Raw genomic sequence first — 13,897 nt, forward strand, 5'->3', positions numbered from 1 at the left:
CGCGGCAGCATCATGTTTTTTAATGGATTTTCCGCGTGGTATATGACCGCGGTGCGATCTTGGGCATGGATGGGTCGGTAGTGAATGCATTGCATTTTGGTCTGGAAAGCTGGGCGGCCTGGGCACCGGATCTGACCAGTGCGCAAGACTGGCAAGACTGGGCGGCACAAGGCGCGCCTGCGCGCAGCCTTGATGGTGCTGAACCAGGTGTCGCCGGGATGCCGCCCATGCTGCGTCGTCGTGCGCAGCGCCTGGGCCGGATGGCGCTGGAGGTGTTGTATCAATCTGAAGCGGATCATGCGGCCAGTATTGTGTTTGCATCGCGCTTTGGCGAAATCCAGCAATCGACCGGTTTGTTGCGTGAACTGGCGCGTAGCCATGCGGTATCACCACAGGCATTCAGTATGTCTGTGCATAACGCAGTGGCAGGTTTGTACACCATTGCCCGCAAAGACGCTGCGCGGGTGATGGCACTGGCCGCAGGAACACAAACCGCGCAAGCGGGCTTGTTTGAAGCGGCCATGCAAGTGGCTGATGGTGCACCGCGAGTGCGACTGGTATTTTGCGATGAACCACTGCCCGCGTTGTATCGCCCGTTTGCAGAACCGGAAACACCGCCGTTCGCCATCATGCTGACTCTGGTGCCCGGTGATGACTATGTGTTGTCCTGGCAAGAGGCAGAGGCTGCCCGTGACGCCAATGCACAAGACGTACTGCGCTTTGTACTGTCGGATGCGTCGCGGGTATCGCTGACGACGTCTGGCTGGGTGATGGCAAGGTGCGCATGAAGAACGCATTGGCCCGGTGGTGGCGTGCTGCACTCTTTGGTTTTTGCTTTGCCATGTTCGGGCTGGGCGGGTTACTGATCGGCCTGACGTTGTTTCCGCTCTCGCTGCTATTGCCGCGTAGCGCATGGCGTGAGAAAACCGCCAAGCATTTCATCCGTGGTGCAACGGGTTTGTTTGTGTGGTTGATGCAGGTGACAGGTGCCATGAGCCTGACCGTTCATGGCGCCGAAAAGCTGGATCGGGAAGGGTTGCTGGTCCTGGCGAATCACCCGTCGCTGATTGACGTGGTGATTTTGATGTCGCTGATTCCCCGACCAGATTGCGTGGTCAAAGCCGCGCTGTGGCGCAATCCGGTGACGGGTGGCCCGGTGCGCATGGCCGGGTATATCAGTAATGCCACCGGTCCGGAGCTGGTTGCAGATGCTGTCGGCTCCATGGAGCGTGGCAACAATTTGATTGTGTTTCCGGAAGGTACGCGCACCGTACCCGGCGATGAAATGCGATTTCAACGCGGGGCTGCCAATATTGCAGTCCGCGGCCAACGTGTGATCACTCCTGTGGTGATCACCGTATCAGAACAAACGCTGACCAAAGGCAGCAAGTGGTATCGACCTCCGGCCCATCGCCCGCACTTTTACATAGAAGTGCTCGATGACGTGGCGGTCGAGCCGTTAGTCGCGGGCACGGGAGAGCCCGCACTTCAGGCACGCTGGCTGACCACGTGGCTGGAGCAGTTTTTCAAGAGGGAGATAGCTAGATATGGACCCGCTGATCGCTGAGATCAAAGTGCTGATCATCGAGAGCCTGAATCTCGAAGAAATGACCCCGGACGACATCGACGCGGATGCCCCGCTGTTTGTGGATGGTCTGGGCCTGGATTCCATCGATGCGCTGGAACTGGGTGTCGCATTGCAAAAGAAATACGGCCTGAGTTTTGCCGCTGACTCTGAAGAGACGCGCCGTCATTTTGCGTCGGTCAGCGCACTTGCTGCGTTTGTAGGCAGCCACCGCACGAAGTAACAGATAACAAATGCAGATTGCCGGCAAAGTGCAGGCAAGACGGCGAGCAGCAGCAAGGATGAAACCATGAGCACCGTAACCACGATGACCAAAGAAGAAATCTACAACTGGATCGCCAAAGATCTGGTCGAGTCATTTGAGGCAGATCCCGCCCGCATCAGCCCTGATGCGCGGCTGTATGAAGATCTGGATATCGACAGCATTGATGCCGTCGACCTGATTGTGAAACTCAAGCAAGTGACCGGCAAACGCCTGCAGCCTGAGGCCTTCAAATCTGTGCGCACGATCAATGACGTGGTGGAAGCCGTCCACCAGTTGATCCAGCACTAAGCCTCGGCCTTGCGCCTGTAACTTGTTGCTTGTCCGCTGATATGCCTGCCTGGCTTGCCGCACTTGCCGGCCTGATCATTCCTGCGCTGTTCTGGCTGTTTCACGCCCTGGGCTGGCCACTTTGGCTGGTCGGTCTCGTGTTGCTGCCGTTTGCGTGGCGTCGGCGTGCCCTGTTGCCGGGTTTATCCTGGCTGGCACCGGCTGCCGCCGTGTTTGGCGTGCTCGCCCTGTTGTTGAGATCTGACTTGCCGGTGCGGCTGTATCCCGTGCTGGTCAACCTTGCCATGCTGATTGTTTTTGCGCTGAGCCTGAAAGCGCCGCAAACCATGATTGAACGGATTGCCCGTCTGACTGAACCTGACTTGCCGGAATCCGGCATACGTTACACCCGCCGCGTCACAGTGGCCTGGTGCGTATTTTTTGCGATGAATGGCCTGATAGCGCTTGCCACGGTGTTGTATGGCAACGTGCGCATCTGGTCGATCTACAACGGGCTGATCGCTTACGGGCTGATTGGCCTGATGCTGGGTGGCGAATGGTTGATTCGCCAACGGGTGCGCCGCCATGGCTGAGTGTTTCTCGCTGGTTTCGGGGGCACTGGCCGGCACAGATATATTGCCGCTGGCGTACGTGCGCGGTGAGTTGATCACACGCGGCCAGTGGCGGCTGGATGTCGCCCGTGCCGCCACGCGGCTCTCCGCGCTACCAGCCGGGGATATCGCGCTTTACACCACGGATTGCTATCGCGCTTGTGTCTGGCTGCTGGGTGCCTGGCACGCGGGACGCTGCGTTGTCTTGCCGGGCGACAACACGCCTCAAACCACGGCACGGGTCGAGGCACTGTCTGTGGCGCTGGTCGGCGAGTTTGCCGGCGCACAGATCACAGACTGGGGAGATGCGGTGCCGCAGACACTCGCGCCGTTGTCACCTGATCTGCGTGCGGTGGAGGTGTTTACCTCGGGCTCGACTGGAGAGCCAGGCCGTATCCCGAAAAGCCTGGCACAGCTTGATGACGAAATGCGCGCGCAGGAGGGCGTGTTCGGCACGCAGATTGATCCGCAAGCCTGCATTGTCGCGACTGTCTCCCAACAGCACTTGTATGGATTGTTGTTCCGCGTGATCTGGCCGCTGGTCAGTGGCCGGCCTTTTGCGGCACACATGTTGAGCTTTGCCGAAGAACTGGCGCAATGGCCAGGAACGGGCCCACTGGTGCTCGTCAGTAGCCCGGCGTTTCTCAAACGCTTGCCGGATCAGGTTGATCTGACTGCGTTTGCAGCCCGTTGTCAGGCTGTGTTTTCTTCTGGCGGCCCACTGCCGGCAGAAGCTTCGCACCATCTGCGTGACCGCACCGGCATAGCCACGCGTGAGATTTTTGGCAGCTCGGAAACAGGCGGCATTGCCTGGCGCAATCACCCGGATCACCCGTGGCAACCGCTGCCGGGTGTTGAAGTGGCGCAGACCCCGGATGGCCTGTTGCAATTGCGGTCAGCGTATTTGCCGGATGCCGCCTGGTATGTCACTGCAGATCGCACGCGCTTTGAAGCGGATGGTCGCTTTGTGTTGCTGGGCCGGGCTGACCGGATTGCCAAGATTGAAGAAAAACGGATTTCGCTCACCGCGCTGGAAACCGCGCTGGTGAAAAGCGGCCTTGTCAAAGAGGTGCGCGTGATTGTGCTGGAAGGTGCCCGTGTCGAACTGGGCGCGGCGATCGTGTTGAACGATGCTGGGCAAACGCAACTGGCGCAGTCAGGGCGCAAGGCACTGATCCATGTGCTGCGAGAACTGCTGGCGCAAGGCATTGAGCGGGTGGGGCTGCCGCGCCGCTGGCGTTTTGTCGATGCGTTGCCGCAAACCAGCATGGGCAAGACTACAGAACTGGATGTTCGCATGTTGTTTGAAAAACCGCGCTGGCCGCAGGTGCTGGCGACGCAAGTGCTGGAAGACGCTACCGTCCTGACCTTGGCAATTACGCCTGATCTGGCCCATTTTGAAGGGCATTTCAAAGAGGCCGCCGTCTTGCCTGGCGTGGCGCAATTGCATTGGGCAGTCCATTTTGGCCGCTCGCTGTTTGCCATGCCGCCTGCCTTCAAGGGCATGGATGCCGTCAAATTCCAGCACGTGATCCTGCCAGGCGGGGAGGTCACGTTGACGCTGCGTTACCGTACTGACAAGCAGCAACTCTCTTTTAGTTACAGCACCGGCGAGCGCACGCATTCCAGCGGCCGCATTGTATTCGGAGAGGCCACATGAAGCTCGCTGTCGTCATCCCGGTCTACAACCACGAACGCGCGATTGGCGAGGTGGTGGAAAAACTGCGTGAACTTGACCAGCCGGTCATTCTCGTCGATGACGGCAGTGATCCGCTCTGTGCCGCTGTGCTCGATGAACTGGCCGCGCGTCCTGGCATTACCCTGACACGCCATGCGCAGAATCAGGGCAAAGGCGCCGCCGTCATGACCGGCATGCGGCTGGCCGGCGAACTGGGCTATACGCATATCCTGCAGATTGATTCGGACGGCCAGCATGAGATCGCTGACTTGCCACATATCCTGGCCCTTGCGCAGGCGCACCCGGATGCAGTCATCGCTGCCTATCCGGTTTATGACGAATCCGTACCCAGATCCCGCTTGTATGGCCGCTATGCCACGCATGTATTGGTCTGGCTGGATACGCTGTCTTTACGGATCAAGGACTCCATGTGCGGGCTGCGCGTGTACCCGCTGGCACCCACACTCAAGTTGATCGGCCGCGCATACATTGGCCGACGCATGGATTTTGACACTGAAATACTGGTGCGACTGGACTGGGCCGGGGTGCCGGTAGTGAACGCACCAGTGCGGGTGTCTTACCCGATTGATGGCGTCTCTCACTACCGCATGTTGCGCGACAACCTGCGCATGTCCGCCATGCACACGCGCCTCTTCGTCGGCATGGTGCCGCGTGTGCCACGGCTGATGTGGCGGGTACTCAATGGCCGTGCCAGCATGCGGAGAGTGTGATGCATTGGGCGCGCATCAGCGAGGCAGGTTTTGTCTCGGGCATGAAATTCATGTTCATCATCTACCGGCAGCTAGGCCGCTGGCCGTTCCGGCTGATGCTGTACCCGGTGCTGGCCTGGTACGTACTGACCCGGCGTACCGCACGACTGGCGTCACGCGAATATCTGGCCAGACTGCACGATTTCAGCGGCGGGCAGACCCCGCCAGGCCGTGTACTGGATGTATTGCGCCACTTCGCGGCCTTTGCCGAAACACTGATCGACAAACTGCTGGTCTGGAGTGCGCCGGAGCGCATCGGCCCTGTCGAGGTGGAAGGCGGCGAGCCGCTGCTGCAATTGCTCGAAGAAGGCCGTGGCGGCGTGATCCTTGCCTCTCATATCGGCAATTTCGAGCTATGTCGCGCTTTGGCCAAACAACGTCGGCGCGCGCTCAAACTGACTATCTTTGTGCATACCCGCCACGCCGAGCAGTTTGGCCGGGTGATGCGGGAACTGGCCCCGGATAGCCAGGTGGATTTGCTGCAAGTGTCCGACTTGTCTTCAGCCACGGCGATCATGCTGTCTGAACGGGTTGAACGCGGCGAGTTCATTGTGATCGCGGGCGACCGCGTGCCGGTGTCTGACCAGGGTCGTGAGGTTGCTGTGCAGTTTCTGGGGCACGAAGCCCCATTGCCCGCAGGCCCTTATTTGCTGGCCGGTATTCTCAAGTGTCCGCTGTTTGCGCTGATCGCCAGCAAGCGTGGCACACAAACCCATATCACCATCCGCAAGATGTCAGATCGCGTGATGTTGCCACGCCAGAATCGTATGAGCATGGTGGTGCAACTGGCGCAGCAGTTTGCTGATTTGCTGGCGCAGGAATGCTGCCTCGCGCCCTTGCAGTGGTTCAATTTCTTTCCTTTTTGGGCACAACCTGGCGTGGTGGTGTCCCGTGCAGGATCAACCCCGTCATGAACAACATTGTGTTTGGTCCGGCCCGTTTGTCGATTGAAGACATCGTGGCTATTTCGCGCCGCAACGCGCGCGTCATGCTGGCTGAGGACCCGGAGTTTGCCGCACGTATTCGGGCAGGGGCAGATTACCTGGATCGCTTGCTGGCCGAGGAAGGGTTGATCTACGGCGTGACCACCGGTTATGGCGACTCTTGTACGGTTGGTATCCCGATGAACCTCGTCGCCGAGCTGCCGCATCATCTGTACACCTATCACGGCTGTGGGCTGGGCGAGTTGTTCACCCCGGCACAAACCCGCGCCATTCTCGCCGCACGCCTGGCGTCGCTCACCCGCGGGTATTCCGGTGTCAGTCTGACGTTATTGCAGCAACTGACTGCGTTGATTGAACACGACATCCTGCCGTGCATCCCGGCTGAAGGCTCCGTCGGCGCGAGCGGTGATCTGACGCCGTTGTCATACGTGGTTGCAGTGATGTGTGGCGAGCGCGAGGTGATTGTCGGGCAAGAGACTCAGCAAGCCGCGCAGGCCTTGGCCGCCGCCGGGCTTACCCCGTTGCAACTGCGCCCGAAAGAGGGCCTTGCGATGATGAATGGCACAGCCGTGATGACGGCACTGGCTTGCCTCGCCTGGGATAAAGCGCGTTATGTTTCTGAACTGGCCACGCGCATTACCGCATTGGCTGTGGCCGGTGCGGCCGGTAACGCCTACCACTTTGATGCTGCGCTCTTTGCCGCCAAACCGCATGCTGGCCAGCAACGTGTCGCCGAACGTATTCGTGCCGATATTGCAGACGCAGGTACGGAACAACGCCTGCAAGATCGTTACTCCTTGCGTTGCGCGCCGCACGTCATTGGCGTGCTGGAAGACGCGCTGCCCTTCCTGCGCCAGACCATTGAGAACGAGCTGAACAGTGCCAACGACAATCCGCTGATCGACCCGGACGAACAACGCCTGCTGCACGGTGGTCATTTCTATGGCGGTCACATTGCCTTTGCCATGGATAGCCTGAAGAACCTCGTCGCCAACGTCGCAGACCTGCTGGACCGGCAAATGGCGCTGTTGGTCGATGCCCGGTATAACCACGGCTTGCCGGCCAACCTGTCGGGTGCCACCGGCCCGCGTGCCGCGATCAACCACGGTTTGAAGGCCTTGCAGATTTCGGTCTCGGCCTGGACGGCGGAAGCGCTCAAGTTGACCATGCCGGCCTCTGTATTCAGCCGTTCTACCGAATGCCACAACCAGGACAAGGTCAGTATGGGGACGATTGCGGCGCGTGATTGCCTGCGTGTGCTGCAACTGACAGAACAAGTGCTGGCGGCCATGCTGATTACGGTACGCCAGGCACTGGTGCTGCGCGAACGGGAAGGGGGCGCCACCGTGACGTTGTCCAGCCAGGCACAAGCCTTTGTGAATGATCTGGCCAACGACATCGCCTTCATTGAAGAAGACGTGGCGCTAGAACCAAAGCTGCGGCAATTGCTGGCGCTGATTGGTGCACAAAACTGGAGCGTCTATGACCCGGCCCATTCGTGAAGCCACGGTCTGCCTGACCATTCCATTTCATGATCTGGACCCGCTGAACGTGGTCTGGCACGGCAATTACGCGCGGTATTTCGAACACGCCCGCACGGCGCTGTTCCAGCAATTTGATTACGACGTGCCGCAGATGACCGCCTCCGGTTATGTGTGGCCTGTAATCGAGTTGAATATTCGTTATGCGCGGCCGCTGAAGTACCAGCAACAGATCACCGTGACAGCCGGCGTGGTGGAGTGGGAAAACCGCGTCAAGGTCAATTACGAGATTCGCGATGCGCAAACCGGCGCGCGCCTCACCCGCGGCTACACCATTCAAGTGGCCGTGGATATGAATACCGAAGAGATGTGCTACGTGTCGCCAGCCATCCTTTACGAAAAACTGGGAGTACCACACCCGTGAAGAAACTGTTTATTGCTGCTTGTTTGCTCATGGCCGGGGTAGCGCATGCAGATGATGCATTGTTCAAGGACATCGAAACCAAATTGATCGATGCGCCGGTGATCCGTGGCCAGTTCACGCAATCACGCCAGTTGCAAGGCGTAAAGAAACCGCTGACGTCGACCGGTTCGTTTCTCGTCGACAAGCAACGAGGTGTGATCTGGAAAGCAGAAAAGCCTTTCCCCAGTACCTTGCGTGTTACTCGTGGTGAGATCCTGCAAAAAAACGGAGATCAGGTGATGATGAAACTGTCTGGTGATAAAGAGCCGACAGTGAAAACCGTCAGCGGTTTGTTGTTCTCTTTGTTTTCTGGCGACGTAGGCTCACTGGGCAAAGTGTTCAACGCCCAGGGGAACGTGAGTGGCAAAAGCTGGAAGCTGGCACTGACGCCCAAAGATGCGGGGCTGGCAAAACTGATTTCCGGTATCCAGTTGCAAGGCGCGGGCACGGTTGAACATATTCAATTGAACGCCGCCAGCGGCGATGTCACACAGATCGACATGCATGACGTCACGACTGGTCAGAACCTGACCGCCGCTGAGAATGCCTACTTTGAATAAACCCGGGCGTTTGCTGGCCGGCCTGTGGCTGCTGATCGTGCTGGCGCTGGGCCTTGCGTTACTCTTTAGCGGACTGGGCCAGCGCATTGATACTGACATGTTTGCGCTCTTGCCGCGTGATCAGCGCAACCCGATGGCTGAGACCGCATTACAGTCGCTGGCACAACACGGCGAGCGTCATCTGGTTTTCATGCTCGGCAGTACCGATCCGGATCGGGCTGCAGCCGCTGCGCGTGCGTTTGCGCAAGACATTGCGCCGTTGCCGCTGACCGCACAACCGCTGGGTGAAACCCTCTCGGCCATCAGCAACTTTTATGCGCCATATCGCCGCAATCTGCTGTCACCCGCTGATGCCACTGCACTGCAAGAGAAGGGCACCGACTGGACACAACGTGCACTGGCAGCGGCCTATTCACCGATGGCCGGTGCGACGCTTGCGTTCAAGGATGATCCCTTTGGCTTCTTTGGCAACTGGCTGCAAAGCCTGGCGGGTGCCAACAAGGTTCGCCCGCTTGATGGTCTGTTGCGTGCGTCCAGCCAGGGTATGAATTACGTGGTGCTGCCTTATACGCTGAATGGCAGCGCGTTCTCACTCGGGTTGCAAGAGCAGGTGCTGACCGGACTGGAAGCCGCCGCACAAAAACTCAAGGCACAGTATCCGGATGTACAACTGCGGCGGGCCGGCGTAGTCCTGCATGCGGCCACGGCAGCGCGTAGCGCCCGGTCCGAGATGTCAACCATTGGTGTGGGCTCGACACTTGGGGTGATCTTGCTGGCGCTGCTGGTGTTTCGCGGCGTGCGGCCATTGTTGCTCGCGGCCTTGTCGGTACTGGTGGGTAGCCTTGTCAGCACTGCGCTCACACTCGCCTGGTTCGGCCATATCCATATGTTGACGCTGGTGTTTGGCACTAGCCTTGTCGGCGTGGCCGTGGATTACAGCTTGCTGGCGTTGGCATCGGGTATCGATAGCGCCGAGCCGGTGGCGGCTCGCTATCGCAAACTGTTGCCCAGCATGCTGCTGGCGGTGACCACCATGTCGCTGGGTTATCTGGGGCTGGCGCTCACGCCGTTTCCGGGGCTGGCGCAGATGGCGGTATTTGCGGTGGTTGGCATCATTGGGGCGTGGCTTACGGTGATGCTGTGGTTCCCGGTGCTGGAGCAACATGGTTTGCATTCCACCGCGATGAGCCGTGCCATTGCCGGCCTGCTGGCGCGTTGGCCGCGTATCGGAGGGCGACGCTGGGCGTGGCTGTTGCCGTTGGCATTGCTGGTTGGAGCCGGGCTGACGCAACTGAAACAGAATGATGATATCCGCGCGTTGTCAGGGATCGACCCGCAACTGCTGGCAGAGCAGATCGATATCGGTCGGGTCATGGGTCTGCCCAGCCCGGCGCAGTTGTTCATTGTCAGCGGAGACACGCCCGAACAAGTGCTCGAACGAGAAGAAACCCTGCGCGACCAACTGGCGCCCTTCATGGCGAGCGGCCAGCTTGCCGGCGCAGAAATGCTGAGCCGTTGGGTGCCCTCTATTGCAATGCAAGCGCGCAATGCCGGCTTGGTCGGCCAGGCAATTACCCAGCGCCCGGGGCGGCTGGAAAACCTGGCCGATCAGATTGGTCTGCCGCCAGACTGGGTGCAGGAGCAGCGCCGTGTTACGCCGCCACTGCAGTTTGCAGACTGGATCAACTCTCCGGCAGCTCTGGCTGCCAACTACCTGTGGCTGGGCCAGCAGAACGGCGGGTATGCCAGCATGGTTCTGCTGGAAGGGCTGGGCGACAAAGCCACCACGGCACGCGTGGGTCAGATCAAATCCCCCGGCGTGGTCTGGGTTGATAAGGTGTCTGAAATTTCTGAGTTGATGGCGCGTTACCGGCAATTGCTGACGCGCGTGCTGATCGGGGCGTATGTGTTGGCGTTTGCGGTGTTGTCGTTGCGCTACGGCCGCCAGACCTGGCGTATCATGCTGCCGCCTGCACTGGCGACACTGGCTACCCTGGCCATCATGGGCGCGGTCGGCATGCCCTTGCAATTACTCAGCATGGTGACGTTTTTGCTGGTGCTGGGCATGGGGATGGACTATGGCATTTTCTTGCTGGAACACCCGGATGACGGCCGGGTGTATCTGGCGGTGACGCTGGCGGCAATGTGTACCTTGTTGTCTTTTGGTCTGTTGGCGCTCAGCCATACGCCAGCACTGCACGCTTTTGGATTTTCTACTCTGTGTGGCATCGGCCTTGTGTGGTTGCTGGCACCGTTGTTTCGTAAAACTGCATTCCAACCTGCGCCTGAATCTGGAAACTGAACATGCAAACCACGCAACACGCTGAAGTTGTCATCATTGGTGCCGGCCCCGCAGGTGCCATCGCTGCGGCGCTCTTGCGCAAACAGGGCCGCCAGGTGCTGGTACTGGAACGCGAAACCTTCCCGCGTTTTTCCATTGGCGAAAGCCTGTTGCCGCAAAGCATGGCGTACATTGAAGAAGCAGGTTTGCTGCAAGACGTCGTCGAAGCCGGATTCCAGTACAAGAACGGCGCGGTTTTCGCGCGCGGGCTGGAAGCAACCACCTTTTTTGATTTTCGCGATAAATGGTCCAAAGGTTGGGGTACCACCTATCAGGTTCAGCGCGGCACTTTCGATAAAGTGCTGGCCGACGGCGCGGCGCACGCAGGTGCTGAAATCCGCTATCAGCAAACCGTGCTGGCGGCAGATGTAGAGAGCGATACACCGTCTTTGCGCGTGAAAGATAACGCCAGCGGCGATGAGTACACCGTGAACTGCCGCTTTGTGCTGGATGCCAGTGGCTTTGGCCGCGTATTGCCGCGCTTGCTGGATCTGGAAACCCCATCCGGTTTCCCGGTGCGCGGGGCCATCTTTACGCATGTGGAAGATCGTATCCCGGTGAACAGTGGTTTTGATCGCAACAAGATCTTGATTACTACGCACCCGGAGCACGAAGACGTCTGGTACTGGACGATTCCGTTCTCCAATGGCCATTGCTCTTTGGGGGTCGTCGCAGAGTCCTCATTCCTGGCCCGGTACGAAGGCGCGGACATGGCGCGCCTGCAGGCAGTGGTTGCGGAAGCGCCCAACCTCAAAACCCTGCTGGCCGATGCGCAGTGGCATATCCCCGCGCGTCAGATCACCGGGTACGCGGCCAACGTCAAATCGCTCTATGGCAAACACTTTGCGCTGCTGGGAAACGCCGGAGAGTTTCTTGACCCGGTATTTTCATCCGGCGTGACCATCGCCATGACTTCTGCCAGCCTGGCTGCCAAAGCGCTAGGTCGTACTCTGGATGGTGAGGCGGTAGACTGGAACGCTGACTACGCCGTGCCGCTCAAGCGGGGCGTGGACGCGTTTCGTGCCTTTGTCACCGCCTGGTATGACGGACGCTTTCAAAAGCTGATCTATTACAAAGGCAAAAACGACGACATCCGCCGCATGATTTCGTCCATCCTCGCCGGTTATGCCTGGGATGAAACCAACCCGTGCGTGCGTGCGCCGACACGCTGGCTGGCCGCACTGGATTCAGCGGTGTCGATGTGATGCGACGTCTGATTGGTCTGGCCATGTTGGCGCTGCTCACAGCATGCGCTAGCCTGCTGACGCGGGACTTGCCACAACTGCAGATTGCGCCCGCTGCACTGGGGCAGCCGCGTACGGTGCAACAACAATTGCAGATCAGCTATCCGGGCGGTGGCGCGGTTATGGATGCCGTGCTGCAAATGGATCAGGACGGCGTAGAGGTCATCGCTAGTGCCATGGGCCTGCGCCTGGCAACGCTTGATTACGATGGGCACACACTCAAGGCTCAGACCCTGCCAGCCATGAAAGTGCCGCCACAACGCATCATGAATGATCTGTTGATGGTGTTTGCGCCACAGAATGTGCTGCAACAGGCCTTGCCGCAAGGCTGGACCGTGCATGACGACGGTAACAAGCGCACCATCTTGCGCGGGGCTGATCCAGCCATTGATATCTCCTGGGATAACCCGGACCACTGGCAAGGGCGTGCCGTGCTTGTGCACCACCAGCTTGCCTATACGCTGACCATTGATTCAAGCACCGTAGAATGACTTGTTATATCGCGGCAGCCGGCGCTTTGTGTGCGCTTGGCAATGACACCGACACCATCCGGCAGAACCTGTTTGCCGGTGTGAGCCCAGGCTTGCGCCCGACGGATGCCTATAGTCCCGGGCGTTCATTGGTTCTGGGCCAGATTGTTGATGCCGATCTGCCCGCACTGGATCACTTGCCGGTGATTCACCGCTCGCGCAATAACGCAGTATTGCTGGCGACCATGGCGCAAATCCGTGGCACGTTTGAACTACTGGCCAAAGGCCTGCCGCGTCAGCGGATTGCGATCATTCTGGGTACCAGCACGTCGGGCAGTTCAGAGGGTGAAAATGCCCTGGCTGCATACGAACTGGACGGCGCCTTGCCGGCGGGTTTTCATGTGCGTCAGCAGGAGCTGGGTTCGCCTGCGATGATGTTGGCTGGATTGCTGGGCACATCTGGCCCTGCCTACTGTGTTTCTACTGCGTGCACCTCCGGGGCCAAGGCCCTGGCGGCGGGGGCGCGCTTGATTGAACACGGCGTAGCAGATCTGGTGATCGCCGGCGGTGTCGATACCCTGGCGCAATTTACGGTCGCAGGTTTCAGTGCCATTGAATCGGTTTCGGCAGAGCGCTGCCAGCCGTCGTCCATCAACCGGCATGGTATTAATCTGGGCGAAGCAGCGGCGCTGTTTATCCTGAGCCGCACCCCGGCTGCCGTGCGGGTTGCCGGGTGGGGCGAAAGCTCTGACGCGCATCATATTTCTGCCCCGGCGCCAGATGGCCGTGGTGCTCGCGCCGCCATGGATGATGCGCTGGCCCGAGCGGGCATCAAGGTCGATGAGGTTGGCTATGTGAATCTGCATGGCACGGCCACACCGCAGAATGACGCCATGGAAAACACGGCGGTTGCTGCACAATTTGCGGGCGTACCGGCCAGTTCGACCAAATCGCTGACGGGCCATACGCTGGGCGCGGCCGGCGCACTGGAAGCGCTGTTTTGCTGGTTGGTACTGACCGATGATCAGCATCGCTTGCCCCCGCATATCTGGGATGGCGCGCAAGACCCGGACCTGCCGGTGCTGCCGCTGGTCCGTGTTGGCCAGACTGCGCCGGTGCAGGCCGCGATCAGTAACTCTTTCGCTTTTGGCGGTAACAATATTGCTTTGGTTCTTGCAGTATGAATGCGTTTGAATTGCCTGTTTCAGAATTGGTACC

The 13,897-nt window shown here is 59.4% G+C and carries 15 protein-coding genes; all 15 read left to right on the top strand.

Annotated features, from left to right (window positions below; translation table 11 throughout):
• The first annotated feature begins 35 nt into the window (after positions 1 to 35).
• The 15 genes from IEX44_RS12740 (at position 36) to IEX44_RS12810 (ending at position 13,863) form a co-directional block, all read left to right on the top strand.
• Positions 36 to 788, top strand: a complete 753-nt coding sequence (locus IEX44_RS12740) for a beta-ketoacyl synthase chain length factor (protein ID WP_188694275.1) — start codon at positions 36 to 38, stop codon at positions 786 to 788.
• Positions 785 to 1,567: a lysophospholipid acyltransferase family protein gene (locus tag IEX44_RS12745; protein WP_188694278.1), complete on the top strand. Its 783-nt coding sequence runs from the start codon at positions 785 to 787 to the stop codon at positions 1,565 to 1,567. The genes IEX44_RS12740 and IEX44_RS12745 overlap by 4 nt, the downstream gene beginning before the upstream one ends.
• Positions 1,548 to 1,808: a phosphopantetheine-binding protein gene (locus IEX44_RS12750; RefSeq protein WP_188694281.1), complete on the top strand. Its 261-nt coding sequence runs from the start codon at positions 1,548 to 1,550 to the stop codon at positions 1,806 to 1,808. The genes IEX44_RS12745 and IEX44_RS12750 overlap by 20 nt, the downstream gene beginning before the upstream one ends.
• A gap of 84 nt (positions 1,809 to 1,892) precedes the next feature.
• The gene (locus IEX44_RS12755; RefSeq protein ID WP_188695154.1) at positions 1,893 to 2,138 is read left to right on the top strand and encodes an acyl carrier protein; all 246 of its coding nucleotides are present in this window, start codon (positions 1,893 to 1,895) and stop codon (positions 2,136 to 2,138) included.
• A gap of 41 nt (positions 2,139 to 2,179) precedes the next feature.
• Complete coding sequence (locus IEX44_RS12760) at positions 2,180 to 2,710, top strand: COG4648 family protein (RefSeq protein ID WP_229679055.1); 531 nt, start codon at positions 2,180 to 2,182, stop codon at positions 2,708 to 2,710.
• Positions 2,703 to 4,388: an ApeI family dehydratase gene (locus IEX44_RS12765; RefSeq protein WP_188694283.1), complete on the top strand. Its 1,686-nt coding sequence runs from the start codon at positions 2,703 to 2,705 to the stop codon at positions 4,386 to 4,388. Before IEX44_RS12760 ends, IEX44_RS12765 begins: the two co-directional genes overlap by 8 nt.
• Positions 4,385 to 5,137 (top strand): glycosyltransferase family 2 protein, encoded by a 753-nt coding sequence (locus IEX44_RS12770; protein ID WP_188694286.1) that lies wholly within the window; start codon positions 4,385 to 4,387, stop codon positions 5,135 to 5,137. Before IEX44_RS12765 ends, IEX44_RS12770 begins: the two co-directional genes overlap by 4 nt.
• A complete protein-coding gene (locus tag IEX44_RS12775) occupies positions 5,137 to 6,090 on the top strand; it encodes a lysophospholipid acyltransferase family protein (protein ID WP_188694289.1) in 954 nt (317 codons plus the stop codon). Before IEX44_RS12770 ends, IEX44_RS12775 begins: the two co-directional genes overlap by 1 nt.
• The gene (locus IEX44_RS12780; RefSeq protein WP_188694292.1) at positions 6,087 to 7,622 is read left to right on the top strand and encodes an HAL/PAL/TAL family ammonia-lyase; all 1,536 of its coding nucleotides are present in this window, start codon (positions 6,087 to 6,089) and stop codon (positions 7,620 to 7,622) included. Before IEX44_RS12775 ends, IEX44_RS12780 begins: the two co-directional genes overlap by 4 nt.
• A complete protein-coding gene (locus tag IEX44_RS12785; protein WP_188694296.1) occupies positions 7,603 to 8,025 on the top strand; it encodes an acyl-CoA thioesterase in 423 nt (140 codons plus the stop codon). The genes IEX44_RS12780 and IEX44_RS12785 overlap by 20 nt, the downstream gene beginning before the upstream one ends.
• Positions 8,022 to 8,624, top strand: coding sequence for a LolA family protein (locus IEX44_RS12790; RefSeq protein WP_188694298.1), 603 nt, complete (start codon positions 8,022 to 8,024; stop codon positions 8,622 to 8,624). The genes IEX44_RS12785 and IEX44_RS12790 overlap by 4 nt, the downstream gene beginning before the upstream one ends.
• The gene (locus tag IEX44_RS12795) at positions 8,608 to 10,926 is read left to right on the top strand and encodes an MMPL family transporter (RefSeq protein WP_188694301.1); all 2,319 of its coding nucleotides are present in this window, start codon (positions 8,608 to 8,610) and stop codon (positions 10,924 to 10,926) included. The genes IEX44_RS12790 and IEX44_RS12795 overlap by 17 nt, the downstream gene beginning before the upstream one ends.
• Positions 10,927 to 10,928: 2 nt before the next feature.
• Entirely contained in the window at positions 10,929 to 12,170 is a 1,242-nt protein-coding gene (locus IEX44_RS12800; protein ID WP_188694303.1) for an NAD(P)/FAD-dependent oxidoreductase, read from the top strand.
• Entirely contained in the window at positions 12,170 to 12,700 is a 531-nt protein-coding gene (locus IEX44_RS12805; RefSeq protein WP_188694306.1) for a DUF3261 domain-containing protein, read from the top strand. Before IEX44_RS12800 ends, IEX44_RS12805 begins: the two co-directional genes overlap by 1 nt.
• The gene (locus IEX44_RS12810; RefSeq protein WP_188694309.1) at positions 12,697 to 13,863 is read left to right on the top strand and encodes a beta-ketoacyl-ACP synthase; all 1,167 of its coding nucleotides are present in this window, start codon (positions 12,697 to 12,699) and stop codon (positions 13,861 to 13,863) included. Before IEX44_RS12805 ends, IEX44_RS12810 begins: the two co-directional genes overlap by 4 nt.
• Positions 13,864 to 13,897: the final 34 nt, after the last annotated feature.

It is taken from the genome of Silvimonas amylolytica (assembly GCF_014645555.1).
Lineage (GTDB): Bacteria > Pseudomonadota > Gammaproteobacteria > Burkholderiales > Chitinibacteraceae > Silvimonas > Silvimonas amylolytica.

Bases quoted from the DNA above. Each gene is read 5' to 3' on its own strand.
- IEX44_RS12765 (WP_188694283.1), top strand. From the start codon at position 2,703: ATGGCTGAGTGTTTCTCGCTGGTTTCGGGGGCACTGGCCGGCACAGAT.
- IEX44_RS12795 (WP_188694301.1), top strand. From the start codon at position 8,608: ATGCCTACTTTGAATAAACCCGGGCGTTTGCTGGCCGGCCTGTGGCTG.
- IEX44_RS12780 (WP_188694292.1), top strand. From the start codon at position 6,087: ATGAACAACATTGTGTTTGGTCCGGCCCGTTTGTCGATTGAAGACATC.
- IEX44_RS12810 (WP_188694309.1), top strand. From the start codon at position 12,697: ATGACTTGTTATATCGCGGCAGCCGGCGCTTTGTGTGCGCTTGGCAAT.
- IEX44_RS12745 (WP_188694278.1), top strand. From the start codon at position 785: ATGAAGAACGCATTGGCCCGGTGGTGGCGTGCTGCACTCTTTGGTTTT.
- IEX44_RS12750 (WP_188694281.1), top strand. From the start codon at position 1,548: ATGGACCCGCTGATCGCTGAGATCAAAGTGCTGATCATCGAGAGCCTG.
- IEX44_RS12800 (WP_188694303.1), top strand. From the start codon at position 10,929: ATGCAAACCACGCAACACGCTGAAGTTGTCATCATTGGTGCCGGCCCC.
- IEX44_RS12775 (WP_188694289.1), top strand. From the start codon at position 5,137: ATGCATTGGGCGCGCATCAGCGAGGCAGGTTTTGTCTCGGGCATGAAA.
- IEX44_RS12755 (WP_188695154.1), top strand. From the start codon at position 1,893: ATGACCAAAGAAGAAATCTACAACTGGATCGCCAAAGATCTGGTCGAG.
- IEX44_RS12760 (WP_229679055.1), top strand. From the start codon at position 2,180: ATGCCTGCCTGGCTTGCCGCACTTGCCGGCCTGATCATTCCTGCGCTG.
- IEX44_RS12785 (WP_188694296.1), top strand. From the start codon at position 7,603: ATGACCCGGCCCATTCGTGAAGCCACGGTCTGCCTGACCATTCCATTT.
- IEX44_RS12805 (WP_188694306.1), top strand. From the start codon at position 12,170: ATGCGACGTCTGATTGGTCTGGCCATGTTGGCGCTGCTCACAGCATGC.
- IEX44_RS12770 (WP_188694286.1), top strand. From the start codon at position 4,385: ATGAAGCTCGCTGTCGTCATCCCGGTCTACAACCACGAACGCGCGATT.